This window comes from Agromyces protaetiae, assembly GCF_030866785.1.
Classification (GTDB): Bacteria; Actinomycetota; Actinomycetes; order Actinomycetales; family Microbacteriaceae; genus Agromyces; species Agromyces silvae.
The window spans coordinates 963,810-988,205 of record NZ_CP133018.1 but is presented as its reverse complement, the minus strand read 5'-3'; the positions used below and the strand labels follow the sequence as shown (position 1 = coordinate 988,205).

The 24,396-nt window shown below is 72.2% G+C and carries 24 protein-coding genes; 16 read left to right on the top strand and 8 right to left on the bottom strand.

The annotated features are described in order from the left end of the window. Positions 1–71: 71 nt before the first annotated feature. A complete protein-coding gene (locus QU602_RS04615; protein ID WP_308799035.1) occupies positions 72–830 on the top strand; it encodes an EI24 domain-containing protein in 759 nt (252 codons plus the stop codon). On the opposite strand, the gene QU602_RS04610 is transcribed toward QU602_RS04615, so the two are convergent. After that, entirely contained in the window at positions 808–1,428 is a 621-nt protein-coding gene (locus tag QU602_RS04610; RefSeq protein ID WP_308799034.1) for a histidine phosphatase family protein, read from the bottom strand. The genes QU602_RS04615 and QU602_RS04610 overlap by 23 nt on opposite strands. Positions 1,429–1,470: 42 nt before the next feature. Continuing rightward, positions 1,471–2,031 carry a hypothetical protein gene (locus tag QU602_RS04605; RefSeq protein ID WP_308799033.1) on the bottom strand — a complete coding sequence of 187 codons (561 nt, stop codon included), beginning with the start codon at positions 2,029–2,031 and terminating at the stop codon, positions 1,471–1,473. A gap of 188 nt (positions 2,032–2,219) precedes the next feature. On the opposite strand from QU602_RS04605, the gene QU602_RS04600 reads away from it, so the two are divergent. The 5 genes from QU602_RS04600 (at position 2,220) to QU602_RS04580 (ending at position 6,914) form a co-directional block, all read left to right on the top strand. Beyond that, complete coding sequence (locus QU602_RS04600; protein ID WP_308799032.1) at positions 2,220–3,065, top strand: class I SAM-dependent methyltransferase; 846 nt, start codon at positions 2,220–2,222, stop codon at positions 3,063–3,065. Between the two features lie 82 nt (positions 3,066–3,147). Then, positions 3,148–3,357: a hypothetical protein gene (locus tag QU602_RS04595; RefSeq protein ID WP_308799030.1), complete on the top strand. Its 210-nt coding sequence runs from the start codon at positions 3,148–3,150 to the stop codon at positions 3,355–3,357. A 62-nt stretch (positions 3,358–3,419) separates the two neighbouring features. Beyond that, positions 3,420–5,714 (top strand): ATP-binding protein, encoded by a 2,295-nt coding sequence (locus tag QU602_RS04590; protein WP_308799029.1) that lies wholly within the window; start codon positions 3,420–3,422, stop codon positions 5,712–5,714. A gap of 137 nt (positions 5,715–5,851) precedes the next feature. Then, positions 5,852–6,307 carry a DUF805 domain-containing protein gene (locus tag QU602_RS04585; protein ID WP_308799028.1) on the top strand — a complete coding sequence of 152 codons (456 nt, stop codon included), beginning with the start codon at positions 5,852–5,854 and terminating at the stop codon, positions 6,305–6,307. A gap of 175 nt (positions 6,308–6,482) precedes the next feature. Beyond that, positions 6,483–6,914: a DUF805 domain-containing protein gene (locus QU602_RS04580; RefSeq protein ID WP_308799026.1), complete on the top strand. Its 432-nt coding sequence runs from the start codon at positions 6,483–6,485 to the stop codon at positions 6,912–6,914. Between the two features lie 92 nt (positions 6,915–7,006). Here QU602_RS04580 and QU602_RS04575 read toward each other — a convergent pair whose 3' ends face one another. Beyond that, positions 7,007–8,530, bottom strand: coding sequence for an ATP-dependent DNA ligase (locus QU602_RS04575; protein WP_308799025.1), 1,524 nt, complete (start codon positions 8,528–8,530; stop codon positions 7,007–7,009). A 141-nt stretch (positions 8,531–8,671) separates the two neighbouring features. Here QU602_RS04575 and QU602_RS04570 point away from each other — a divergent pair, with 141 nt between their 5' ends. The 3 genes from QU602_RS04570 to QU602_RS04560 all read left to right on the top strand — a co-directional run bounded on the left by QU602_RS04570 (position 8,672) and on the right by QU602_RS04560 (position 12,298). Then, positions 8,672–9,343, top strand: a complete 672-nt coding sequence (locus QU602_RS04570; RefSeq protein ID WP_308799024.1) for a GntR family transcriptional regulator — start codon at positions 8,672–8,674, stop codon at positions 9,341–9,343. A 136-nt stretch (positions 9,344–9,479) separates the two neighbouring features. Next, positions 9,480–10,502, top strand: a complete 1,023-nt coding sequence (locus tag QU602_RS04565) for a 1-aminocyclopropane-1-carboxylate deaminase (RefSeq protein WP_308799023.1) — start codon at positions 9,480–9,482, stop codon at positions 10,500–10,502. A 179-nt stretch (positions 10,503–10,681) separates the two neighbouring features. Next, complete coding sequence (locus QU602_RS04560) at positions 10,682–12,298, top strand: HNH endonuclease signature motif containing protein (protein ID WP_308799022.1); 1,617 nt, start codon at positions 10,682–10,684, stop codon at positions 12,296–12,298. A 72-nt stretch (positions 12,299–12,370) separates the two neighbouring features. On the opposite strand, the gene QU602_RS04555 is transcribed toward QU602_RS04560, so the two are convergent. Beyond that, positions 12,371–13,357 (bottom strand): ArsR/SmtB family transcription factor, encoded by a 987-nt coding sequence (locus QU602_RS04555; protein ID WP_308799021.1) that lies wholly within the window; start codon positions 13,355–13,357, stop codon positions 12,371–12,373. 45 nt (positions 13,358–13,402) lie between these two features. Between QU602_RS04555 and QU602_RS04550 the strand changes: the two genes are divergently transcribed. The 4 genes from QU602_RS04550 to QU602_RS04535 are packed head-to-tail and all read left to right on the top strand — an operon-like array spanning position 13,403 to position 15,570. Continuing rightward, the gene (locus tag QU602_RS04550; RefSeq protein ID WP_308799020.1) at positions 13,403–13,786 is read left to right on the top strand and encodes a cupin domain-containing protein; all 384 of its coding nucleotides are present in this window, start codon (positions 13,403–13,405) and stop codon (positions 13,784–13,786) included. 50 nt (positions 13,787–13,836) lie between these two features. Then, positions 13,837–14,127, top strand: coding sequence for a DUF4287 domain-containing protein (locus QU602_RS04545; protein WP_308799018.1), 291 nt, complete (start codon positions 13,837–13,839; stop codon positions 14,125–14,127). Positions 14,128–14,167: 40 nt separating this feature from the next. Then, complete coding sequence (locus QU602_RS04540) at positions 14,168–14,587, top strand: GNAT family N-acetyltransferase (RefSeq protein WP_308799017.1); 420 nt, start codon at positions 14,168–14,170, stop codon at positions 14,585–14,587. A gap of 38 nt (positions 14,588–14,625) precedes the next feature. Beyond that, positions 14,626–15,570, top strand: a complete 945-nt coding sequence (locus tag QU602_RS04535) for a 3-methyladenine DNA glycosylase (protein ID WP_373692968.1) — start codon at positions 14,626–14,628, stop codon at positions 15,568–15,570. Here QU602_RS04535 and QU602_RS04530 read toward each other — a convergent pair. Together QU602_RS04530 and QU602_RS04525 are read right to left on the bottom strand one after the other, a co-directional pair. Further along, positions 15,554–16,312 carry an SDR family oxidoreductase gene (locus tag QU602_RS04530; protein WP_308799016.1) on the bottom strand — a complete coding sequence of 253 codons (759 nt, stop codon included), beginning with the start codon at positions 16,310–16,312 and terminating at the stop codon, positions 15,554–15,556. The genes QU602_RS04535 and QU602_RS04530 overlap by 17 nt on opposite strands. Next, entirely contained in the window at positions 16,309–16,764 is a 456-nt protein-coding gene (locus tag QU602_RS04525; protein ID WP_308799015.1) for a hypothetical protein, read from the bottom strand. Before QU602_RS04525 ends, QU602_RS04530 begins: the two co-directional genes overlap by 4 nt. Before the next feature lie 87 nt (positions 16,765–16,851). Here QU602_RS04525 and sigJ point away from each other — a divergent pair, with 87 nt between their 5' ends. Continuing rightward, a complete protein-coding gene (gene sigJ / locus QU602_RS04520; protein ID WP_308799014.1) occupies positions 16,852–17,811 on the top strand; it encodes an RNA polymerase sigma factor SigJ in 960 nt (319 codons plus the stop codon). A gap of 120 nt (positions 17,812–17,931) precedes the next feature. Here sigJ and QU602_RS04515 read toward each other — a convergent pair whose 3' ends face one another. Then, positions 17,932–18,723, bottom strand: coding sequence for a siderophore-interacting protein (locus QU602_RS04515; RefSeq protein ID WP_308799013.1), 792 nt, complete (start codon positions 18,721–18,723; stop codon positions 17,932–17,934). A 78-nt stretch (positions 18,724–18,801) separates the two neighbouring features. After that, complete coding sequence (locus QU602_RS04510) at positions 18,802–19,230, bottom strand: hypothetical protein (protein WP_308799012.1); 429 nt, start codon at positions 19,228–19,230, stop codon at positions 18,802–18,804. Positions 19,231–19,382: 152 nt separating this feature from the next. Between QU602_RS04510 and QU602_RS04505 the strand changes: the two genes are divergently transcribed. After that, positions 19,383–22,331, top strand: coding sequence for an MMPL family transporter (locus QU602_RS04505; protein WP_308799011.1), 2,949 nt, complete (start codon positions 19,383–19,385; stop codon positions 22,329–22,331). Then, positions 22,328–24,376 (top strand): hypothetical protein, encoded by a 2,049-nt coding sequence (locus tag QU602_RS04500; RefSeq protein ID WP_308799010.1) that lies wholly within the window; start codon positions 22,328–22,330, stop codon positions 24,374–24,376. Before QU602_RS04505 ends, QU602_RS04500 begins: the two co-directional genes overlap by 4 nt. The last annotated feature ends 20 nt before the right edge of the window (positions 24,377–24,396 follow it).

The following is a 24,396-nucleotide window of genomic DNA, read 5'->3' as shown; positions in this document are numbered from 1 at the left end:
TTCAAGTCGCTGGCGCCGCCCGGGTCGAGGCCGGGTCCCGATTCAGCTCACGGCCCCCATAGGCTGAGGCGGTGTTCAGAGAGTTCGCCGCGGGATTCGCGCTGCTCGGCCGTGGCTTCGGGTTCTGGCGCCGCCGGCCGCGGCTCATGCTGCTCGGGCTGGTGCCGGCCGCGATCGCGTTCGTGCTGCTCGCGGCGGCGCTGATCACGCTCGGCGTGCAGCTTCCGGCGCTCGTGGACTGGGCGACGCCGTTCGCCGACACGTGGCACGGGTTCTGGCAGGGGGCGCTTCGACTCACGCTCGCCCTCATCGTGTTCGCGGGGGCCGCGGTGCTCGCGGTGGTGACGTTCACCGCGCTCACGCTAGTGATCGGCGATCCGTTCTATGAGCGCATCTGGCGCGCGGTGGAGCAGGAGCTCGGCGGGCCGGTCCCCGATGCGGGCGGTGGATTCTGGCGAGCGGTGGTCGACGCACTGCAGCTCGTCGGGCTCGGGCTCGTCGTCGCCGTCGTGGCGGGTCTCGCCGGGCTGATCCCCGTCGTCGGCACCGTGCTGGGCGCGGTGCTCGGCGTCGTGCTGACGGGGCGGCTGCTCGTGCGCGAGCTCACGGGTCGCGCGTTCGAGGCGCGGGGGCTCACCCTCGTGCAGCGCCGCGCGCTGCGCCGCGAGCACCGTTGGCGCACGCTCGGGTTCGGGGTCGCGACGCAGCTGTGCTTCCTCGTGCCGCTGGGCGCGATCGCCACCATGCCGGCCGCGGTCGCGGGTGCGACGATCCTCGCGCGTCAGCTGCTCGACGATGGCGCGCAGGTCAGCTCGCGAGCTCGGCGGTGAGCTGCGCGGCGCGCGCGTCGAGGTCGATGCGGACCTCGTCGAACGGCGCGCCGCCGACCGTCAGCACCGCCCAGGTGTCGCCGTCGAGCTGCACGTGCGAGGTCGCGAGGTTGTCGAGCCGCGGGTAGTCGTGCGCATCATGGCCCGAGATGACCGCGAGCGTCCGGCGGATGAGCGTGCCGTGCGCGACGGCGAGGACGTTGCGGCCGGGATGGTCGGCGGCGAGCTGCACGAGCGCCGCGAGCCCGCGCTCGCCCACGGCGGCATCAGGCTCGGCGCCCGGAATGTTCCGGTCGGGCCAGCGCTCGTGCACGTCGACGACACGCACACCCTCGGCGTCGCCGAAGTCCTGTTCGGTGAGCCCCTCGACCGGAGGGCCGAGCTCGAGGCCGAGGCCATCGGCGATGATCGCGGCCGTCTCTCGCGCACGCCCGAGCGGCGAGCTCACGATCAGGTCCCAATCCGACTCGGCGAGCTGCTCGACGACCGCTCGCGCCTGCGCGCGGCCGGTCTCGTTGAGCGGAATGTCGGTGCGCCCCTGCATGAGCGCGGCGTGGTTCCAGTCGGTCTGACCGTGACGGATGAGGGCGATGACCATCGGGCCAGCGTACCGGTCGGACCTGGACGGCTCGGGTGACCGCTATGCCACGCCGTCGAGCCCGACGCGATCCGGCACCTGGCGCACGACGCTCGGGAGCCACGATTCCACCTCGGGCCAGGCACGCCCGGTCGGCAGCTTCCGCAGCAGGGGCACGAGTGAGTCGTCGGCACGATCGGGGTCGGGCGCGGGCCACGGGATCACCCGGCTGGGCGACGCGGCCGCGATGACGCCGAGCCACCAGTGCCGCCAGGTCGCGGGCAACGACTCGGGGTGGATGACCACGTAGTAGTCGGGCACGGCGATGAGGTGGCGTCCGGCCGCCTCGACGGCACGGTCGATCTCGAGCTCGAGCACGCCGAGCGTGACCTGCTCCTCGAAGAACTCCACCCAGGCGCTCGCGACATGGCCGAGGGGGTCGTGATCGTGCACGATGTAGGGCTCGGTCGAGTGGGCGGACCAGCGCGCGACGTCGGCGTCCGAGGCATCCGGCAGGTCGTGGAAGGTCGTGGCCCGCACGTTGGCGAGCCGCGTGAGCGATCGGATCGCGGCGGGTGCCTCGTCGCCGACGACGACGAGGGTGGTGCTCGTCGAGGCCTCCATTTCCGAAGTGTACGCCCGCCGGGGACGGGACCCGGTGGACCGACGCGCGACCGAGACCATCCGCGCGCTCGGGCGGATCTCCGGACGCATACTGAGGAAATCTCCGTGCTCAGCACGGATGACGCGCGCGTGCGACGCGAGCACGCTGACAGCATCCCGTTCCCCGGCAGCTGTGAAGGAGCCGCATGATGTCCGAAACCACGACCACCACCACCCCCGACGCCGAAGACGCCGCCCTCAAAGCCAAGCATCGCGCCATGTGGGCGTCGGGCGACTACCCGAGGCTCGCCTCCGACCTGATCTGGGAGCTCGGATCCCGCGTCGTCGACGCGGTCGACGTGCGACCAGGAGACCGAGTGCTCGACATCGCCGCTGGATCCGGCAATGTCGCGATCCGCGCCGCACTGCGCGGGGCGACGGTCGTCGCGACCGATCTCGCACCCGAGCTGTTCGACGAGGGCCGACGGCTCGCGACCGAGGCCGGCGCCGAGCTCGAGTGGCGGGCGGCCGACGCCGAGGCGCTGCCGTTCGACGACGGCGCGTTCGACGTGGCGGTGTCGAGCGTCGGCATCATGTTCGCCCCGCACCACGAGCGGGCGGCCGCCGAGCTGCTGCGCGTGGTGCGGCCAGGCGGACGGATCGGACTCCTGAGCTGGACGCCCGAGGGCTTCATCGGCCGCATGTTCGGCGTCATGAAGCCGTATGCGGCCCCGCTCCCGCCCGGCGCCACGCCCGCCCCGCGCTGGGGCGACGAGTCCCACGTCCGCGAACTGCTCGACGACGCCGTCGACGACGTCGTCGTGCGCCGGGAGACCGTCGAGGTCGACCGGTTCACCGACCCGGAAGAGTTCCGGGACTACTTCAAGACCAACTACGGCCCGACGATCGCCGTCTACGCGCGCATCGCCGGCGAGCCCGACCAGGTCGAGGCACTCGACCGGGCGCTCGTCGAGCACGCGCGCGAGGCGGGCCTCGACGGCCATGGCGGCACCATGCGGTGGGAGTACCTGCTCGTCACCGCCCGACGCCGATGAACCAGTGCTCACAGTGTCGGCGTCTCATTGTGAGATGGCGACATCGTGAGCACAGTTCAGCATTTGAGAGGAACACCCCACCATGTACGTCTCCGAATCCCACTTCCCGTGGCTGCAGCGCGCGGGGGACGCGCGCATGGAGCAGCAGCTCGAGCAGCGCAGGGTGATCGCCGAGCGACTCGCCGAGGACCGCGAGGCCGCCGCAGGCTGGACGGAAACGGCAGGCCGACGAGGCATCCGCCAGCTCCTGCCGACCCGCCTGCTGCACCACCACGCGCGACCCGCGATGTGACCGGCGCACCATCCAGCACCCACCCCGTGACGCCCCGGCCCGCCCGTCCTACAATGGGCGGCGTGTCGGGGCAGTCGCTGACCCCGCGTGAACGGGCGGTGCTCGCCGCCGTCGGGCGGCGCCTGAACAACTCCGAGATCGCCGCGGAGCTGTTCATCTCGGTGCGCACGGTCGAGAGCCACATCGCGGCGCTGCGACGGAAGCTCGGCGTCGACACCCGCGCCGACCTGGTCGCCGCAGCCGGCATGCGACGCGGCGCACCGGTGCGAGTTCCCGCGACGGCGTTCCTCGGCCGCGACACAGAGCTCGCCGACCTGCACGACCGACTGACGCGGCACCGATGGGCGACCATCGCCGGCCCCGGCGGCGTCGGCAAGACCCGGCTCGCGCTGGAGTACGCGCGGGCCCACGACGGCGACCTGGTGCCGCTCGTCGTCGAACTCGAGCACGCGGGACCTGACGACGTCGTCGCCCGGATCGCGCGGGCCGTCGAGCTGGAGTCCGCGCGCAACACCGACCTGCTCGCCGCGGTCGGCCTCGCGCTCGCGGCGCACCCCTACCTCCTCGTGCTCGACAACGTCGACCGTGTGGGCGTCGAGGTGCACCGTGTCGTCGATGCGCTGTCGGCGAGCGCGCCCGGACTGCGCGTCATCACGACCTCGCGCACCCCGCTCGGCTCGGAGTCGGTGCTGCACGTCGACCCGCTCGCCACCGACGGCCCGGCCGCGCCGGGCGTCCGGATGTTCCTCGACCGGCTCGACCGGTCGGGGCGGCCGCCCGCGCCGGGCGACCGCGAGCTCGCCGAAGAGGTCTGCCGCCGCGTCGACGGCCTCCCGCTCGCCATCGAACTGGCCGCGGGCGTCGCCAGACACCTCTCCCTCGCGGAGCTCGCCGCGCGCCTCGATCGCGACTTCGCGACGCTCGATCGCGCGGCGCCCGCCGGGCGCCATCGCACGCTGGAGACGGCGTTCGCATGGACGTGGGATCTGCTCACCGGCGACGAGCGCGACGTGCTGTGCCGCCTCGCCGCGCTCCCCCGCACCTTCGACGTGGACCTCGCGACCGCCGTGACCCACCCCGGCGCCGAGGGCGTCGTACTCCGGCTCCTCGACCACTCCATGCTCGTGCCGGCGACCGGCTCGCGGTTCCGCATGCTCGCCGTCATGCGCGAGTTCGTGCAGGCACGCACCGACCCTGTGGTCATCCGAGACGTGCTCGCGCGGCACGCCGAGTACTACGCCGAGATCGCACGGCATTTCGTCACACTCGCCCGCATCGACGACAGCCCCGCCGCGATGGGGCGTTCGGCCCTGCTCTGTCCCGAGGTGAACGCGGCACTGCGCTGGGCGCTTGCGGCGGAGCATCCGACGGCCCTGTCGCTCGCCGCCTCGCTCGCGGTGGGCATCGAGCAGTACGGGTCCGACGCCGACAGCGTGCACTCGATCGCGATCGCCGCGCGCGATGCGCGCGTGCTGCGCGACGCGACGACCGAGGACCTGCTCGCGTTCGGCATCGGGCTCTGCTACCTGGATCTCCCCCTCGTCGACGAACTCGCCGGGCGCGCGCTGGATGCCGCGCGCGACGCCGACGATCGCTCACGGCTCTCGGCGCATCACCTCGCCGGCATGTCCGACGCATACCGGGACCGCGGAGCCGCCGCCATCGCCCACCTCGACGAGGCCGAGCGGCTCGCGATCGCGCTCGACGACCAGTGGGAGCTCGCGGCGGTGCGGCAGATGCGCGGGATCGCGCTGCGCGACGGATCGATCGGCGAACCGGCCGCCGCGATCGCGGAGTTCGCCTCAGCGATGCACGGCTACGCGCTCGCGGGCGACGCGATGCACGTCAACAATGCGCGGTACATGATGGCCATCACGGCCGCCGAGCACGGCCTGCATGTCGGTGAGGCCGCCGGCTGGGCCGCCGAATGCGTCGACTACGCGAGCCGCGTCGGCAATACGCACGAGCTCGCGCACGCGACCCTCGTGCAGCAGATGCTGCGGGTTCCGGATGCCGCGGCGAAGCTCGGCGAGCTGACGGAGACGTTCCGTCGCCTCGGCGACGCCCGGTGCCTCACACGCTGCCTCCTCATGGCCGCGGACCGCGCGGCACCTGCTGATGCGCTCCCTCCCCTGGAAGAGGCCCTGCATCTGGCCGACACGACGGGCGACGAACACTACCAGATCGCCGCGCTCGAGCGCCTCGTCGGGGCCTACTGGACCGCAGGCGACCGGATGCGGGTACGGACCGCCCTCGGACGGCTCGAGCTGCTCGCCGGACCGGAAACCGCATCGACGGCCGCGACGGCGGCCGGCGCCCCGGTCGATCTCGCGATTCGCGACGGGGCAGGGCGGTGACGTCATCGAGAGTGGTTTCCGTCACAAAGGGTGAAAGCGGACACCCCTGACCGCTACGCTGTGCAGCGCCCTGCACCGCAGTGCAGCGGGGTCCGGGGGGCCGGCGCTGCGAGTACACATCCCACTGAAGGAGTCCCATGACCGCGCAGAACACCTACGCCCAGTCCGACGACCTGTCGCAGCCCCTGTACGGCGCGACGTTCGGGCAGGCGATCGGCCGATTCTTCAAGAAGTACGCGACGTTCTCCGGCCGAGCGAGCCGCAGCGAGTTCTGGTGGTGGTTCCTGATGAACGTGATCGTGAGCGTCGCGATCTCGATCATCTCCGCGTTCGGCGGCGGCGCCGTCTCGATCAATCCCGCGACCGGCAGCTTCGCGTTCAACTCGGACAACTGGATCAGCACCAGCCTGAGCGGTCTGTGGTTCCTCGCGACCGTCGTGCCGTGGCTCGCGCTCGCCTGGCGACGGCTGCACGACTCCAACAAGCCCGGGCCGTTCTGGTTCCTCGGACTCATCCCCATCGTCGGTCCGATCATCCTGCTCGTGTTCTTCCTCCTGCCCTCGGACCCCGCCGGCGCGCGCTTCGACCGCTGACCCGGCGTCGAGCCGACACGCCGGCAATCGCGGAACTCAAAGCGGATACTCGGCTACCGATACGCTGTGCATCGCTGGTCGACGTCCGGGGGGACGTCGTGGGCGTGATCTCTCGCGCTGCGCGGTCTCCCTCATGCCCGCCTGGCTCGAATCACCACCCTACGAAGGAGCCTCAATGACCGACACCTACACGCAGTCCGCCCCGCTGTCGCAGCCGCTCTACGGCGCGAGCTTCGGCCAGGCCATCTCGCGGTTCTTCAAGAAGTACGCCACGTTCTCCGGCCGCGCGAGCCGCAGCGAGTTCTGGTGGACCGCGCTCGTCGTGTTCCTCGTGAACGCGGTCATCTCGGGCATCATGTCGACCGGGATCATCCCCGACGAGAACGGCGTCTACGGACCGACCTACGCGATCGGCCTCGTGCTCAGCATCGCGTGGTTCCTCGCCACGATCGTGCCGTGGCTCGCGATCGTGTGGCGCCGCTTGCACGACACGAACAAGGGCGGGCCGTTCTACTTCCTGGTGTTCATCCCGATCGTGGGCGGCATCATCGTGCTCATCCTGCTCGCACTCGAGTCGAACCCGGAGGGCGCGCGGTTCGACCGCTGACGCACATCGCACATCGCACATCGCACATCGCACATCGCGCATCGTCAGATGGGGCCGGCTCCTCGGAGTCGGCCCCATCTGCGTGCCCGGGCTCAGCCGCGCAGCAGTGATCTGAGCGATTGGATCGTGTCGGCCTCGGCCGGCTCCTTGTCGTCTCGATAGCGCTTGACGCGAGCGAATCGCAGCGCGATGCCACCGGGATACCGACTGGAGCGCTGCACACCGTCGATCGCGATCTCGACGACCGTGGTCGGAGCAACCTGCACCGTCGAGGCGGTGCGCGCGGTCTCGATCTCTTGGAAGTACGTCGTCTGCCAGGTCAGCAGCGCGTCGGTGAGGCCCTTGAACGTCTTGCCGACCATGACGAACCCGCCGGCGTCGCCGAACTCGCCCGTGGGGTCGTACGCTCCGAGATGCAGGTTCGACAGCCAGCCCGTGCGCCGCCCGTACCCCCACTCGGCGGCGAGCACGACGAGGTCGTAGGTGTGCACGGGCTTCACCTTCACCCAGCTCGACCCGCGCCGGCCCGCGGCGTAGCTCGAATCGACGGCCTTCACCACGACGCCCTCGTGCCCGGCGTCGAGCGCCTCGCGTGAGACGCGCTCGGCCTCGCCGGGGTCTGCGGTGATGACCCCGGGGATGCGGTGCGCCGGCGCGATGCGTTCGAGTTCCGCGCGCCGCACCGCGAGCGGCTCGTCGATGAGGTCGCGGCCGTCGACGTGCAGCACGTCGAAGAACCACGGATGCAGCACCGCTTCGCGCGCGGCCTCGGCCCCGAACCGGGACATGGTGTCTTGGAACGGTCTCGGGGCGTCGTTCTCGTCGAGGGCGAGCGTCTCACCGTCGAGGATGACCTCGCGTACCGGCATCGCGCTGACCACCTCGACCACCTCGGGCAGGCGACGGGTGATGTCGGCGAGGTTGCGCGTGTACACCCGGACGTCGTCACCGTCGCGGTGCACCTGGATGCGCGCTCCGTCGAGCTTGTACTCCACGGATGCCTCGCCGGTGGTCGCGACCGCCTCGGCGGCGGTGGCCGCCGTCGCCGCGAGCATCGGCAGCACCGGCCGGCCCACGACGAGACCGACCGCCTCGAGGTCGCCGGGCTCGCCGGTCAGTGCGACGCGCGCGGTCTCGCCGAGGTCGCCCGAGAGCATGGCCGCGCGCCGCACGGCCTCGCCGGGCCGGTCGGCCGCGCGTGCGATCGCGTCGATCACGACGCCCTCGAGCGCACCGGTGCGCATCTCGCCGAGCAGCATGCGGCCGAGGAAGTCCTGCTCGCGCTGCGTCGCTCGCGCGGTCAGGTCGCGGACGGCCGTCGTGCGGCGCTCGGCCGAGCCCGCGCCGGACAGCGTCGTGAGACGCGCGAGGAACTCGTCGACGTCGGCGATCGTGAGGCTCGGCTCGCCCGCAGGATCGGCCGATGCCTTCGACAGCCCTCGCCAGCCGACGCCCACCCGACCCTGTCGCGGCTTGCCGAGGAGGAAGCCGATGGCCGGAGCCAGCTCGTCGGGCGCGAGCGCCCGGAGCACGCCGGCGAGCGCATCGACCTTCGCGAGACGCGATCTCGTCGACGCGACGGCCTCTGCGACCCCTACGAGCTCATCGAGTAGCACGGGGTCAGTCTGGCACCCGCCACCGACACCGCCGAGGGCTTGCGAACGAGGCGTGCGCACGGGCGATGCGGCCCGCTCCACGGCCGAGGATCACCGACGTCGGGTTTGACTTTTGCCCGCCAGTAACGTGCAATATTTCACATGCCGCTGACCAGCCCCCGAGTCGCGCGTCCGGCCTCGCTGCGCGACTACGCGTACACCGAGCTCCGGGACGCGATCGTCAGCGGCGAGCTCGCCCCGGGCGAACGCCTCCGCGACCCCGAGCTCGAGCAGTGGCTCGGCGTGAGCCGCACGCCGATCCGGGACGCGATCGCGCGCCTCGAGCTCGCCGGGCTCGTCCGCACCCAGCGCGCGAAGCAGACCATCGTCTCCCCGCTCGACACGCGAGCCGCGCTCGCGGCCCAGCGGATCGCCGCCTCCCTGCACGAGCTCGCGGTTCGTGAGGCCGTGCCGCAGCTCACCCAGGCCGATCTCGACGCCATGCGCACGGCCAACGACGCGTTCTCGTCCGCGCTCCACGCCGGCGACGTGGACGCCGCGATCGCCGCGGACGACGACTTCCACGGTGTGGCCGTCCGCGCCAGCGCCAACCCGTTGCTGCCAGCCCTCCTCGAACAGGTCACCCCGCAACTGCGCCGCCTCGAACGCGCCCGCTTCGGCTCGCTCGCGGGCCGCGGGTCGGTCACCGACCATGAGCGCATCGTCGAACTGTGCGCGGCCGGCCTCGCCGACGAGGCCGCGCTCGCCGCGCGTGAGAACTGGTCGACGCTCGGCCGACTGCTCGAGCTCGAGGAGACGCCGGCCACGCCGTGACCATCCGCGTCGAGACATCCGCAGTCCGAGGCATCCGCGTCGAGACATCCGCCATCCTGACCACCGCGACCCCAGCCATCCGCCCTCCCAGCCATCCGTACCGCCGAATCTGCCGACCAGCATCAGGAGCCAGCCCATGCCCATCTCTGATTTCCCACGCCACCCACTGACGTTCGGGCCGAGCCCGGTGCATCCGGTCGACCGTCTGAGCGCGCACCTCGGTGGGGCGCGCATCTGGATGAAGCGAGAGGATGTCGCGAGCGGGCTCGCCTACGGCGGCAACAAGGTCCGGAAGCTCGAATACCTCGTGCCGGACGCCCTCGCGCAGGGCGCGGACACGCTCGTCTCGATCGGCGGCGTGCAGTCCAACCACACCCGGCAGGTGGCCGCGGTCGCCGCGCACCTCGGCATGAAGGCCGTGCTCGTGCAGGAGCACTGGGTGAACTGGCCCGACGCGGTCAACGACCGGGTCGGCAACATCCTGCTGTCACGGCTCATGGGTGCCGACGTGCGCCTCTCGCCCGCCGGGTTCGGCATCGGGTTCAAGGAATCGTGGCGGCAGGCGATCACCGACGTCGAGGCGGCCGGCGGCACGCCGTACGCGATCCCGGCGGGCGCCTCGGATCACCGGCTCGGCGGGCTCGGCTTCGCGAACTGGGCGCACGAGGTCGCCGCGCAGGAGCGCGAGCTCGGCGTGTTCTTCGACACGATCGTGGTGTGCGCCGTCACCGGCTCGACGCTCGGCGGCATGATCGCCGGGTTCGCCGACCTGGAGGCGAACTTCGGCGGACGCCCGCGTCGCGTGATCGGCATCGACGCGTCCGCCAAGCTCGACGAGACCCGCGAGCAGGTCGGGCGCATCGCGCGCAACACGGCCGAGCTGATCGGCGTCGGGCGCTCCCTCCGCGACGACGAGGTGACGGTGCTCGAGGGCTGGGCCGGCGACGAGTACGGCATCCCGGTGGAGTCGACGGACGAGGCGATGCGCCTGACCGGGCGTCTCGAGGGCGTGATCCTCGACCCGGTGTACGAGGGCAAGTCGATGGCGGGACTCATCGATCTCGTGTCGAGCGGCGAGATCGGGAAGGACTCGAACGTGCTCTACGCCCACCTCGGCGGGCAGCCCGCGATCAACGCGTACAGCGGCCGGTATCACTGACCGCTGGAGCCCAGCGGTCGGGACACCTCGCACATCCGGCGCTCGACGGAGATCGGCGCTGCGGCGTGACCGGACTGGTGCCTTGCCTGAGGGGCGAGATACCGCGAAGACGCGTCAGCAGTTCTCCACAGGTTGGCCGAGTTCGAACATGTGTTCGAGCATATTGCTATGCTCTTCGTATGTCCGAACCTCCGCCGTCAGCCGCACCCGCCTCTGGCGCCGACGACGGGCGCCCGACGGTGTCGCCGGCCCCGCATGATGGATTGGCTCTGCTGGTCGAGGCGGCGGTCGCCCAGCGACGCACGGCCGCGAGGCACGACGCGCAGCGGCTGTCCCATGTGTTCCGGGTACTCGAGTTTGCCGCCGCGCACACGGAGTCCTTCGTGTCCGCCCGATTCGACGGCGCGCCGGCGCGGGACCTCGCGCGACGAGCGGCGATCGCCGAGCTCGCCGTCGCGTTGAAGATGACCGAGCGACGGGTCGATCGCCTCGCGTCGGATGCCGCGGTGCTCTGCCGGCAGTTGCCGGCTGTCCTCGACGCAATGCGCCGCGGCGACGTGGACTACGAGCAGGCGAAAGCGGCCATCGACGCGATCGAGCCGCTCACCGGCCAACCCGAGCTCGTCGCGGCACTCGATGGGCAGCTCGCAGAACTCGCGCGTACCGTGAACCCGGCCCAACTGCGGCGGGCCACTCGGCAGCTCGTCGAACGTGTGCAGGCCGACTCGATCGCCGCGAGGCACGCGAAGGCACGCGCCGAGCGCCGGGTCGAGGTACACCCTGCACGGGATGGCATGGCGTGGTTGCACCTCTTGCTGCCGGCGGCCGATGCGCTGCTGATCAAGAATCGACTGTGTCAGGCCGCCAACCGCCTGCCCGATTCCGACCAACGAACCGGTCCCAACGGCCGGCCCGATTCCGACCGGCGGCCTGCTCCCGACCGGCGGCGCCGTTCCGACCACCTGCATGACCGCGCCGATCGGTCGCCGCGCGACCCCGGGTCCGAAAGAGGGCTCGACCAGCTCCGAGCCGACCTCGCGCGCGATCTCCTGTTGTACGGGCTTCCGCCCGACCCTGCGCTCCCTCAACCCGCGCACCCCGACCCCGCGCACCCCGACGACCCGATACCCACCTCCGCGCCACCCAACGCTGCGCCACGCAACGCTGCGCCACCCAACGCTGCGCCAGCCGGCACCGCACAACCCGGCACCGCACAACCCGGCACCACCCCAGCCAACTACTCGCGCGCTCGCGAAGTGCTGACGGGCATCCGGCCGACGGTGCACGTGACGGTACCCGTGATGACGCTCATCGGCCGCACCGACGACCCCGGCACACTCGACGGGTACGGTCCCATCGACGCCGACACATCTCGGAAGCTCGCGAGCCAGGCCCCATCATTCACTCGCTTGCTGACCCACCCCGTCACATCCGCAGTGCTCGACGTAGACCGCACCAGCTACCGCGTCCCCGCCGATCTCCGGAAATGGCTCCAGGTCCGCGACCAGACGTGCCGGTTCCCGGGGTGCGGCCGCCCCGCGATCGGCTGCGACCTCGACCACTCCGAGGACTGGGCCGGCCAGCAGGGGCGCACAGCGCACGACAACCTCGCGCACCTCTGTGCGGCCCATCACCACCTGAAACACGACACCGCCTGGTCGGTTCGGCACCTCGAGCACGGCGTGCTCGAGTGGACCTCCCTGACCGGTGCGCGGTACCGCACCCTTCCCGAGGGCATCCGCACCGCGCCGCCCCCACCGGCATCAGCGTCAGAGCACGAGCCGCCCCCATTCTGACCGCCGATCGCCATGCGTTCCGTCACTCCCCCTGTGCACTACAGCTACACCCCACCGCCTACACCCCGCCGCCTACACCCCGCCGCCCACCATCGCCTCGCCGAGCGGCGTGCGCACGTGCCGCACGCGGGCCCCGTCTCGCGTGCTCTGCATCAGCCCGGCGTTGCGCAGCACGGTGAGGTGGTGCGATGCGGTCGACACCGCGAGGCCGCCGTCGGCCGCGACCTCCGAGGTCGTGCGTGGCTCGTGCCCCGCGAGCAGGATCGCGGCCCGTGCCGGACCGACCAGCGCGGCGAGTGCGCGCGCCGCCTCGGCCGAGTCGCGTGCCCACGTCTCCGTCACGCCTTGGGCGGGGTAGAACAGCGTGGGCTGCGCGGGCGGCTCGGTCAGCACCGCGCAGCGAGCGGCCATGACCGACGGTACGAGGACGAGCCCGCTCCCCCGGCAGTCGAGCACCTCCCGGTGCGTGCGCATCGCGACCCGCACCGCGTCGCCGTGCCACTCGACCGCCTGGTTCAGCGCGCCCACCATCTGCGCGACGCCGTGCGCGGCGATCCGTCGTGAACGCACCGCGATGTCGGCGCGGAGGATCCGTTCCAGCTGCTCCCAGACCGGCGCGAGCAGCGCCGCCCACACCTCGAGCCAGGCGTCGGCGATGAGCTCGCGCGTCAGCTCTGGCTGCTCGCGCATGCGCACGATCGCGGCCCGGCGAGCGCCGGTCGAGCGATCGATCATCTTGCCGAGGTCCGCCCGCATGAGCTCGGGTGGCACGCGGCGCAGCCGCTCGGCCTCATCGTCGGGCGTCACGTCCCAGGTCGGCGTGGTCGTGAAGAAGTCCGGGAAGTAGCCCTCAGCCCCGATCACGAGCGCGAGCAGGTCGAACGAGTCACGCGGCACGCGGTCGCGTACCGCACGCAGCCAGCCCCACTGCAACGGATGCTCCGGCGGACGCAGCACCACGCGCACCGCATGGCACAGCTCATGGCCCGGCGAGACGCCGAATCGAATCGCCGAGATGTCGTCCGGCGCCAGCCGGAAGTCGACGACGTTTCGATCCACATCGAAATGCTATCGAGCGGATGCCTCGTGGCCGAGGCTGAACGCATGTCCACCGCCACCTCCAGCGCCACCACCACCAGCGCCACCACCGCGATCGTCTCGCCGGAATCCATCCGCATCGGAACCGGCCGCAGCCGCCGCTTCGTCGGCCGTGAGCACGGCGCCGGCATCTCCTACTTCTACGTCGACGCAGCACCGGACGACGGGCCCGATCTGCACCGGCACCCGTACGCCGAGACCTGGGTCGTGCTCGACGGCGAAGCCGTCATCACGATCGGCGATGAGCAGGTCACGGCCGTCGCCGGCGACACCGCGACCGTCGGCGCAGGCGTCTGGCACGCCTTCACGGCCGGCGGCACGCAGCGACTTCGCATCCTGTGCATCCACGCATCCGACATGATCATCCAAGAGTTCGCCGACGAGCTCTGAGCCACGACACCCACCGACCCCGACCCAGACCCCGACAGGAGCACGCAGTCATGTCCTTCCAGTCCTACCTCGACAACATCGAGACCAAGACCGGCCTCACCCCGCGCCAGTTCATCGAGCTCGCTCGCGAGCGCGGATTCGATTCGTCGACCAAGGCCACGCCGATCGTCGCCTGGCTCAAGGAGGACTACGGTCTCGGCCACGGCCATGCGATGGCGCTGGTCCACGTCATCACCAAGGGTGACCGGATCTCGGCGAAGCACGTCGGCACCGGCGGCACCCACAGCGACGCGTCCGACCGGCTCTGGCTCGACGGGCAGGCCACCAACCCGGCCGCCTGACCCGGCGCCCACACCCCGCACGGATTGGCAGGATAGTCGCATGGTCCTCGCCTTCCGCATCTCATCCGACCCCGCCGACCTGGATCGCGAACGCGTCCACCGCTGGCTGAGCACCGACGCGTACTGGGCGATCGGCCGGCCCCGCGAGGTCCAGGACGCGGCGATCGACGGCTCGCGGAACTACGGCGCGTACGACGAGGCATCCGGTGACCAGGTCGCCTACGCGCGCGTCGTGACCGACGGCGTCACGTTCGCGTGGCTGTGCGACGTGTACGTCGACCGGTCGGTGCGCGGCGAGGGCGTGGGCGTCGCGCTGGTCGGGCACGTGGTGACCGAGATCCGGGCGCTCGGCGTGGGTCGCATCGTGCTCGCGACGGGCGACGCGCATGGACTCTACGAGCGGTTCGGGTTCGCGGCCATCGACGCCCCTGAGCGGTGGATGATGCTCGGCGCCTCCTGAGCGCCATCCATGCGCGCGCCATCAGAACGTCGCCTACGATCGAGCGCGTGACGATCCTGCCCGCCGCCGAATGGCGCGAACGCGAACGTGCGCACGCGGCACGCGCCGACGCGCTCACCGCCGGGCATCGCGCGCGCACCGCGCGCCGCGAGACGCATCCGATCGAGGACTTCCTGTTCACCTACTACGCGTACTCACCGAGCCTGCTGCGTCGCTGGCACCCGGGCACGGGCGTCGAGCTGGCGGATGCCACGGGCGGACCAGGCGGCACCGAACCCCGCGCCGGCTGGCGCTGGTACGCGCCCGGGGCGACCGCCGGCTCGCTCACCGTCGACGCGGCCGCGATGCGGCGCGAGAAGGCGCCGCTGCTCACGGCGGTCGAGCGCATCCTGCGGTCCACGGTGTCGCGGCCCGGATCGTTCGGATGCTTCGGACTGCACGAGTGGGCGATGGTGTACCGGCAGCGTGCGCACCGGCACCCCGTGCCGCTGCGGCTCGGCCAGGGCGCGACCGACGAGGTCGTCGACGCGCACGACCTCCGCTGCACTCACATCGACGCGTTCCGGTTCTTCACGCCCGAGGCGACACCCCGCAACCGCTTCGCGCCCACGCGCGAGTCACAGCCCGAGCTCGAGCAACCCGGCTGCCTGCACGCGAACATGGACGTCTACAAATGGGCGGTGAAGCTCGGCCCGCTCGTGCCCGGCGAGCTCCTGCTCGACGCGTTCGAGCTCGCGCGCGACATCCGGTACCTCGACATGCAGGCCTCGCCCTACGACATGGAGCCGTGGGGCGGCGAGCCGGTGCGCATCGAGACCGCCGACGGCAAGGCCGAGTACGTCAGGCGGCAGCGCGGGTTCGCCGAGCGGGCGAACGAGCTGCGACGGCAGGTGCTCGCGGCGGCGTTCGGCGCGCGGACGCCCACCGGTGCGCAGGTTACGTCTGCGGCGTCCGAAGGTGCGCAGGCTACGTCTGCGGCGTGACCTCCGCTGCGAGCCACTCGTCGAACGACTGCGTGCCGAGATCGGCGCTCCCGGGCGCAGGCAGCAGGATCCCCGCTCGCATCGCGCGCCCGAACGCCCCTGGCAGCGGGAACTCGAGCACGCGCGTCTTCCGCCCGTTCGCCCTGAGCCAGCGGCGTGCGAGGTCGGCCATGCGCTCCTCGCGCGGACCCGCCAGGTCGCGCACACGTCCGGCCGGTGCCCCCGTCGCGAGCTCGACCAGCCGCACCGCGACCTCGCGGGCCGCAACCGGCTGCGAGCGCATCTTGGGCACGAGCGCGAGCGGCCCGAACGTCGTCTGGCCGAGGATCTGCGGGGCGAACTCGAAGAACTGCGTCGCGCGGAGCAGCGTCCACGGCACCGCACCCGCTCCGACGAGCTGCTCCTGCAGCTGCTTGCCCGCGTAGTAGCCCTCGGGCGCACGATCGGTGCCCACGATCGAGAGTGCGACGTGGTGTCCCACGCCCGCCGTCGCCTCGGCGGCGAGCAGGTTGCGGGTGACCGCACCGAAGAACTCGCGCGACTTCTCGGCCGACTGCGTCTGCACCGAGGCGACGTCGATGACCACGTCGACCCCCGCGAGCGCGCCGGCGATCCCGGTGCCGGCGACCAGGTCGACACCCGACGAGCGGGTCAGCACGGCGGATTCGTGGCCGAGCTCCTCGACCCTGGCGACGACCTGGCGCCCGACGGCGCCCGTCCCTCCTGCGACGGCGATCTTCATCGTGCGGCTTCCTCTCGTTCGGTGGTCGTGGCGGGGTTCGCGCGCTCGCGCCGCGGCGGGATGCACAGCGGGATCGCGAGCACGAGCGACGCCGCGAGCGAGATCGGCTGCCCGATCGCGTCGATCGGCGCGAGATGATCGAGGTGCCCGAGGTGGTAGACCAGGTGGGGCACGGAGAACACCAGCCAGGCGACGCCGACCGCGACCGAGGCATCCGCCCGGCGCATGAGCGCCGCGACCGCGCTCGCGGCCGCCAGCGCGAGGTAGAGCGATCCGACGTCGCGGATCAGGTGCTCGTTGAACGGGCCGTCGCCCGACACCCACGGGCCGAAGACCGGCGGGAACGGGAACGAGTCGTAGAACTCGCGGGGTGCGACGAGCGCCCAGCCGCCCACGAACACGCCCAGCGCGGCGAGCAGCCAGAGGAACAGTCGTCTCCACAGTGTGTTCACACCAGCTACGACCGCGCAACGCTCCGAAATGTGATGCGGCGGCGCGAGATCGATGCGGCGCGCGGCCGGCGATGTGAGGATGGCCCCATGCCGACCGACACCGCGCCGCCCGACGCGGCGCTGCCCGAGCTCCTCGGCGAGCGCCGGCGTCTCATGAACCTCGCGTTCCGCATGCTGGGCTCCTGGAACGACGCCGAGGACATCGTGCAGCAGACGTTCGTGCGCTGGTATCAGCTCAGCGGCGACCAGCGGGCCGCCGTCGAACGGCCCGCGGCCTGGTTCACGACCACCGCGTCGCGGCTGTGCCTCAATGTGCTCGACTCGGCGCGCGTGCGCAAAGAGCGGTACGTCGGTCCGTGGCTGCCCGAGCCCGTGCCCACGGACGTCGGGCCGGGCGCGACGATCGCGGTCGATCCGCTCGACCGCGTCGCGCTCGACGACTCGGTGAGCATGGCGCTGCTCGTCGTGCTCGAGGCGCTCACGCCCGCGGAGCGGGTCGTGTTCGTGCTGCACGAGGTGTTCGCGCTGCCGTTCCCCGAGATCGCGGAGATCGTGGAACGTTCGCCCGCGGCGACCCGGCAGCTGGCGACCTCGGCGCGGCGGCATCTGCGCGACGCGCGCAGCCGGCCGGCGTCCGCCGTCGATCACGATCGGCTCGTCACCGCGTTCCGGCTCGCCTGCGAGGCGGGCGATCTCGCCGCGCTCATCGCGGTGCTCGACCCGGCCGTCGTGTCGACGAGCGACGGCGGCGGCAAGGTGCGCGCCGCGCGGCGACCGGTCGAGGGCGCCGAGGGCGTCGCTCGGTTCCTGCTCGGCATCCTCGCCAAGCGACCGGATGTCTCGATCGAGGAGCGTGCGGTCAACGGACGCCTCGGGTTCGTGGTGGTGAACCGCGACGGCGGCGTCGAAGCGGTCATGCAGTTCGGCGTGAGCGGGGCGGTGACGACCGGGGCGACCGGCGCGACCGGCGCCGCGGCACCCGACACAGCCCGCATCGGCCGCATCTGGATCGTGCTCAACCCGGACAAACTCCGCGCGTTCGCGTGAGCCGACCGGACGATTCGCGCCACACCACCAGACCCTGTCGCGCAAAACGCTGCCACGGCACAGCCCAACGGGCCATTCGCGCCACACCACCAGACCGTGTCGCGCAGATCGCCGTGATTGTCAGCGGGCGCGCCAGTACCCGCAGAAGGTGATGTTCGGCTTCGGCACGCCGCGCTCGTTCACGAGGTGACGGCGTGCGCCGGTCGCGAGCTTCGACTCCCCTGCGGCGAACGCCGAGACCGTGCCGTCGATGGGCGGCAGGTCGGTGAGGTGCTGGAGCGCGGCCTCGCCGACGCGCCGGCCCGGCTCGCGCACGACCCAGTGCACCTCGACGCCGGCGGGAGCTTCGACCGTCTGGCGGTCGTCGAGGTCCGCGATCTCGACGATCGCGTCGCCGCGCGTATCGCGTGGCAGGTCGCGAAGGATGCCGACGACCGCGGGCAACGCGCTCTCGTCGCCCACGAGCAGCGTGTGGTCGGCGTCGGTGTGCGTGTAGCCGCACCCCTGGTCGATGAGCCCGACGGATGCCCCGAGCGGAAGCCCGCCCGCCCACGGCCCCGCGACGCCCTCGTCGCCGTGCACGACGAAGTCGATGTCGAGTTCGCGCGACTCGGCGCGGAACGCGCGCACGGTGTAGTTGCGGATCACCGGCCGCGTCGACCGCGGCAAGGTCAGGTACCTGAGGTACCCGGCGGTGTCGAACGTGTCGGCGAGGTTGTCGAACCGCGTGGCGTCCGACGTCGGCACCGCGAGGCGGAACCACTGGTCGAAGCCGAGGTCGCGCCAATTCGCGAGGTCGGCGCCCTCGATCGTGAGCCGGACGAAATGCGGTGAGATGCGCCGCGCCTCGACCACCTCGGCGGTGATCACGCCGGTCTCGGCGTGCGTGACGGTGATGTTGCTCGAGGCCACGGCAAGCTCCTGGGGCAGAGGATATTAGGTGAGCCTTACCTTATCCACCCACCCGCGCCACGGCAATGGCGCGCCGGATCACGGCACCCAGGCGTACGCGGGGTCGTTCGTGCACGACATCGTGATCTTGAGGTAGTGCTCGTCGAAAAGGGGACTGATGTTCGTCACATCTCCCCCGGACCCCTTGACGCTCGACCCATCTTTGACTCGCCGCCATGGATACTCGACGAGCGTCAGGGCATAGAGCTGGCCGGTGGCCGTGAACCCCTGACCCATCGACTTGCCGGGAGTCCCCGCCCGCTTGTCGAGCCAGTACCCGTCTTTGCACGTGCCCGACCACGCCTGACCGTCGGCCCACTCGATGGTGTCGTCGAACACCACCTCGGAATAGGCGTCGTACGAGCCGGCCGACGGTGACGGCGCTGCATCGCTCGCACTCGCGGCGGTCGGCACCCCCACGGTCAGGAGCGCGAATGACAGTGCAGTTGCCATGATGATCTTTCGCATGCGGGTAGAGTATCAGTATCCCACCGGCGCGGGAAGGATCCATGAATCCGAGGATTACTTGCGTACCGCTCCGCCGCGGTCCTAGCCTGAGGGGCAGTCCCGGGCTCGAGTGCGGAGGCTGAGGGACGACGGCGACCCGAAGGGGGTCGAGCATGTCCTCGGTGCTCTACTCGCTGGGCCGTTGGGCCTTCCGGGCCCGCTGGCTCGTGATGGGGCTCTGGGTCGCTGTGCTCGCCGTGCTCGTCGCCGGCGCCGCCGCGATCGGTACGGGCACCGACAACACGTATCGCATCCCGGGCACCGAATCGCAGGACGCGCTCGACGCACTCGCGCGCACGTTCCCGCAGCTCAGCGGGGCATCCGCCCAGCTCGTCGCGGTCGCACCGACGGGCGGCGATGCGACCGATCCGGCCTTCGAGGCCGCGATCGAACAGGCGATCGACGACATCTCGACCCTCCCCCAGGTTGCGCAGGTCTCGTCGCCGTACGCCGAGCCCGGGAGCGCCAACCTCAGCCCCGACGGACTCGCCGCGCTCGTGCCCATCCAGCTCACCGTCGGCACATCGTCGGTCACACCCGAGACGGCCGACGCCCTGCAGCAGGCCGGAGCCGACCTCGCGGACACGCTGCCCGCGGGCTCGCAGGTCGCGGTCGGCGGGCAGCTCTTCTCGCAGACCGCGACCGGCATCAGCGTGACCGAGCTCATCGGCATCGCCGTCGCGCTCGTGGTGCTCCTCCTCACCTTCCGGTCGCTGGTCGCCGCGGGCATGCCGCTCATCACGGCGCTCCTCGGCGTGGGTGTCTCGCTCGGCGTCGTGCTGATCGCCACGCGCTTCGTGACCGTGACCTCGACGACCCCGCTGCTCGCGCTCATGCTCGGCCTCGCGGTCGGCATCGACTACGCCCTGTTCATCATCTCGAGGCATCAGGATCAGCTGAAGGCCGGCGTGCCGCCCGAGGAATCCGCCGCGCGCGCCGTCGCCACGTCGGGGTCGGCCGTGGTGTTCGCCGCGACGACCGTGATCATCGCGCTCGTCGGGCTCACCGTCGCGGGCATCCCGTTCCTCACGACCATGGGCGTCGCGGCCGCGTTCGCGGTGGCCGTCGCGGTCGCGGTGTCGATCACGCTCACGCCCGCGCTGCTGGGGTTCGCGAGGTGGCGGGTCGTGGCGAAGCGGTTCCGGCCGGCGGCGCGCGCGGATGTCTCTGACGAGGCGCCGGAACCGGCCGCACCTCCCCCGTCCCGGTTCTTCACCGGGTGGGTGCGCGGCGTGACGCGCTGGCCGATCGTGACCGTCATCGGCATCGTCGGCCTGCTCGCGCTCGCGGCCGTGCCGGCCGCGGGTCTGCGGCTCGCGCTGCCAGATGCGGGCTCGCTCGAGGAGGACGCGCCGGGTCGCGTGACCTATGACCTCGTCTCCGAGCACTTCGGGCCCGGGTTCAACGGGCCGCTGCTCGTCACCGGGCAGATCATCCAGAGCACGGATCCCGTCGGACTCATGGACGACCTCGCCACCGAGCTCGCTGCGGTGCCCGGCGTGGCATCCGTGCCCCTCGCGACGCCCAACGAGACCGGCGACACCGGCGTCGTCCAGGTCATCCCCGAGGGCGGGCCCGACTCGGAGGCGACCAAGGATCTCGTCGGCGAGATCCGGTCGATGCACGACGCGCTCGAGGCCGAGTACGCTGTGGATCTCTCGGTGACCGGGTACACGGCCGCGGGCATCGACATCTCCGACCGGCTCGCCGGCGCGCTGCTGCCGTTCGGCGTCCTCGTCGTCGGGCTCTCGCTGGTGCTGCTCGCCATGGTGTTCCGGTCGATCGTCGTGCCCGTGACCGCCGCGCTCGGCTACGCACTGTCGATCGCCGCGGCGTTCGGGCTGACGAGCCTCGTGTTCGTCGACGGCGTCTTCGCGGACGCGCTGAACGTCGCCGACGTCGGCACCGTGATCAGCTTCATGCCGATCATCCTCATGGGCGTGCTCTTCGGGCTCGCGATGGACTACGAGGTGTTCCTCGTCACGCGCATGCGCGAGGAGTTCGTGCACCACGGCGACGAGGTGGGCGCCGCAGGCGCCGTGCGGCACGGCTTCGTCGCCTCGGCGCGCGTCGTCACCGCGGCCGCGATCATCATGTTCGCCGTGTTCGTCGCATTCGTGCCCGAGGGCGACGCCTCGATTCAGCCCATCGCGTTCGGGCTCGCGGTGGGCGTCGCGATCGACGCGTTCCTGGTTCGGATGTCGCTGATCCCCGCGGTGCTCGTCATGTTCGGCGAGCGTGCGTGGTGGATGCCGCGCGCGCTCGACCGGGTGCTGCCGCGGTTCGATGTCGAGGGCGAGGGACTCGCGGCCGAGCTCGCGCTCGAGGGGTGGCCGGCGGGCGCGGCAGGGAGCGCGATCGCCGTGGAGCGCGTGCGCGTGGCTGCGACGCCTGGCATCGCCCCGATCGACGCGATGGTGGCCGCCGGCGAGGCCCTTGTCGTGTCCGGCGGTTCAGCCGCCGAACGCAGCGCGGTGCTGCTCGCCCTCGGCGGCCGCGCGCCGGTGAGCGAGGGCCGCGCGAAGCTCGCCGGGCTCGCCGTGCCGCCGCGCGGCGGGACCCTGCGGCGGCGGTCCGCCTACGTCGACCTCGGCACCGACGGCGACGGCGAGGCCGTCGACCGGCTGCGCGACGCACTCGCGCATCGGCCCGAGCTCGTCATGCTCGACGGCGTCGACCGCCTCGCCGACGCCGCGTCGCGTGACGACCTGCGAGCGGTGCTGACGGATGCCTCGCGCCGGAGCCGCCACGATGGACGCGCGCCGCTCACCGTCGTCGTGGCGAGCGGCGGCGGGGCCGCGGGACTCACTCCGGAGGGCATGCGGGTGCACCGGGTCGCGCTCGGAGCGGCTGACGCGGAGGATGCGCGCACGCCCGGCCTCGCGGCGCGGTCGGATGGCGTGTTCGCGGCCGAGGCCGAGCCGGATGGCGACCTCGGAACGCCGTCAGGCCTGCACGGCACGCGGGAGCCCGATGAGGAGCGCGCACGACCCGATGGCTCGGATCGTCGGTCGGGTGCTGCGCAGCGGCCGGGTGGATCGGCGTCGGGGATGGGCACATGACGCGGGCGGGCGGGTTCTCGGCGAGCGCCGGCGCGGAACGGTTCGGGCCGGCGTCGGTCGTCGGGCTCGCGGCGCTGCCGCTGCTCATCGGTGGTCTGCTCATCGCGTCGCTCGGGGCGCCGACCCAGCAGCTGGACCGGGTCACCGCGGCGATCGTGAACGAGGATGAGCCGGTGACCGTGAACGATCAGACGATCCCGCTGGGGCGCCAGTTCGCGGCCGCGTTGATCGCAGGGGCGAGCGGCGAGACATCCGCGGCGACACCGGCGTCCGGGTCGGGCGCGAGCGCCGGTACAGGCAGCGACACCGCAGCCGCGGGCGTCGGCGGCCAGCCGGCGGGCGATGCGCCGGCGACGAGCGCGCCCGCCACCGCGACCCCCGTGCCGTCGCCGGACGGCAGCGACGGCAGCGCCGACAGCGCTGACACCACCGACAGCGCCGATTTCACGTGGATCCTCACGAACGCCGACGAGGCCGACGCCGGCCTCTCCTCGGGCCGGTACGCCGCGGTCGTGACGATCCCGGCGTCGTTCTCCGCGGCCGCGACCTCGATCGCCGGGCCCGCCGCCGACGCGCGCCCCGCGACGATCGAGGTGGCGACGACGCCGTCGTCGGCGTTCCTCGATCCGGCGCTCACCCAGGCCGTCACGACCGCTGCGACGGCGGCGCTGAACCGGCAGCTCATCGCGCAGTACCTCGTGCAGGTCTACGACGGGTTCACGACGATCAACGAGCAGATCGGGCAGGCGAGCGCCGGGGCATCCTCGCTCGCGTCGGGAGCCGACCAGCTGTCGACCGGCGCCGCGCAGCTCGTCGGCGGTGCCGACCAGCTGAGCGCCGGGCTCGCGTCGCTCGACGCGGGCGCGGCCGAGCTCGCGACAGGGCTCGCGCAACTCGATGCCGCCGCGCAGCCGCTCCCGGGTGAGACCGCCGCCCTCGCGCAGGGCGCGACCGGCGTGGCATCCGCCCTCTCGAGCGCGTCGACCGCGCTCACCGGGGCGACGGCCGAATTCGCCGCCGTCGTCGCGCGCATCTGCGCGCTGCCCGGGCCGGGCACCGTGTGCGGCGAGGCGACCGCGGCGCTCGGCCGTCTGCAGAACGCGGATGCCGGGGTCGGCGCGCTCGCGGGCGGTGCCGGGCAGGTCGCATCGGGTGCCGACGCGCTCGCGCAGGCGATGCCCGCGCTGGTCGGCGGCATCGACGGCTCGGCGGGCGGTGCGGCCGCGATCGCGAGCGGGGCGGATGCCTCGGCCAGCGGCGCGGCCTCGCTCGACGCGGGCGCGCAGAGCCTCGCGGCCGGGGCGGCGCAGCTCGACACCGGCGCCGCCCAGCTCGCGGACGGGCTCGCGACCGCGGTCGAGCAGATCCCCGTCTACTCCGACGACGACGTCGCGACGCTGTCGAACGTGGTCGCCGACCCCGTTCGCGCCGACCAGACCGAGATCCCGCCCGGCCTGTCGTCGGTGCCGCTGTTCGCGGTGCTCGCACTGTGGATCGGCGCACTCGCGGCCGCACTTGCACGGCGTGCCGTTCCCCGGCGGGAGCTCATGACCTCGGCGTCGTCGATCGCGATCGCCTGGCGGGCGCTCTGGCCGATGGCCGCGGTCGGTGCGGTGCAGGGCGCGATCGTGTCGATCGCGGTGCTCGTCGCGCTCACCGTGACGCCGGCGCAGGGCATCGCGACGGTCGGGGCGTGCCTGCTCATCGGTGCCGTGTTCGCCGTCGTGAACGAAGGGCTCGCGGCGGCGTTCGGCGGCATCGGCCGGGTGCTCGCGGTCCTCGCGGGCGTCCTGGCGCTCGCTGCCGGCCTGTCGTCGACCGTGCCCGCCGCGGTCACGGGAGCCGCGAGCGCCCTGCCGACCGCTGCGGCGCGCGACCTGCTGCTCGGGGCGGCCTCGGGGCTCGGTCAGAACCCCGCCGCGGCCACGCTCGGGCTCGTACTGGCCCTGCTCGCCGGCGCGCTGCTCGTGGTCGCGGGGATCGCCGCACGCCGCCGCGTCTCCCCGCGCGCGCTCCGCGCGCGGGCGGTCACCTCTGCGCGCTGACGACGCGACCGCCGGATCCG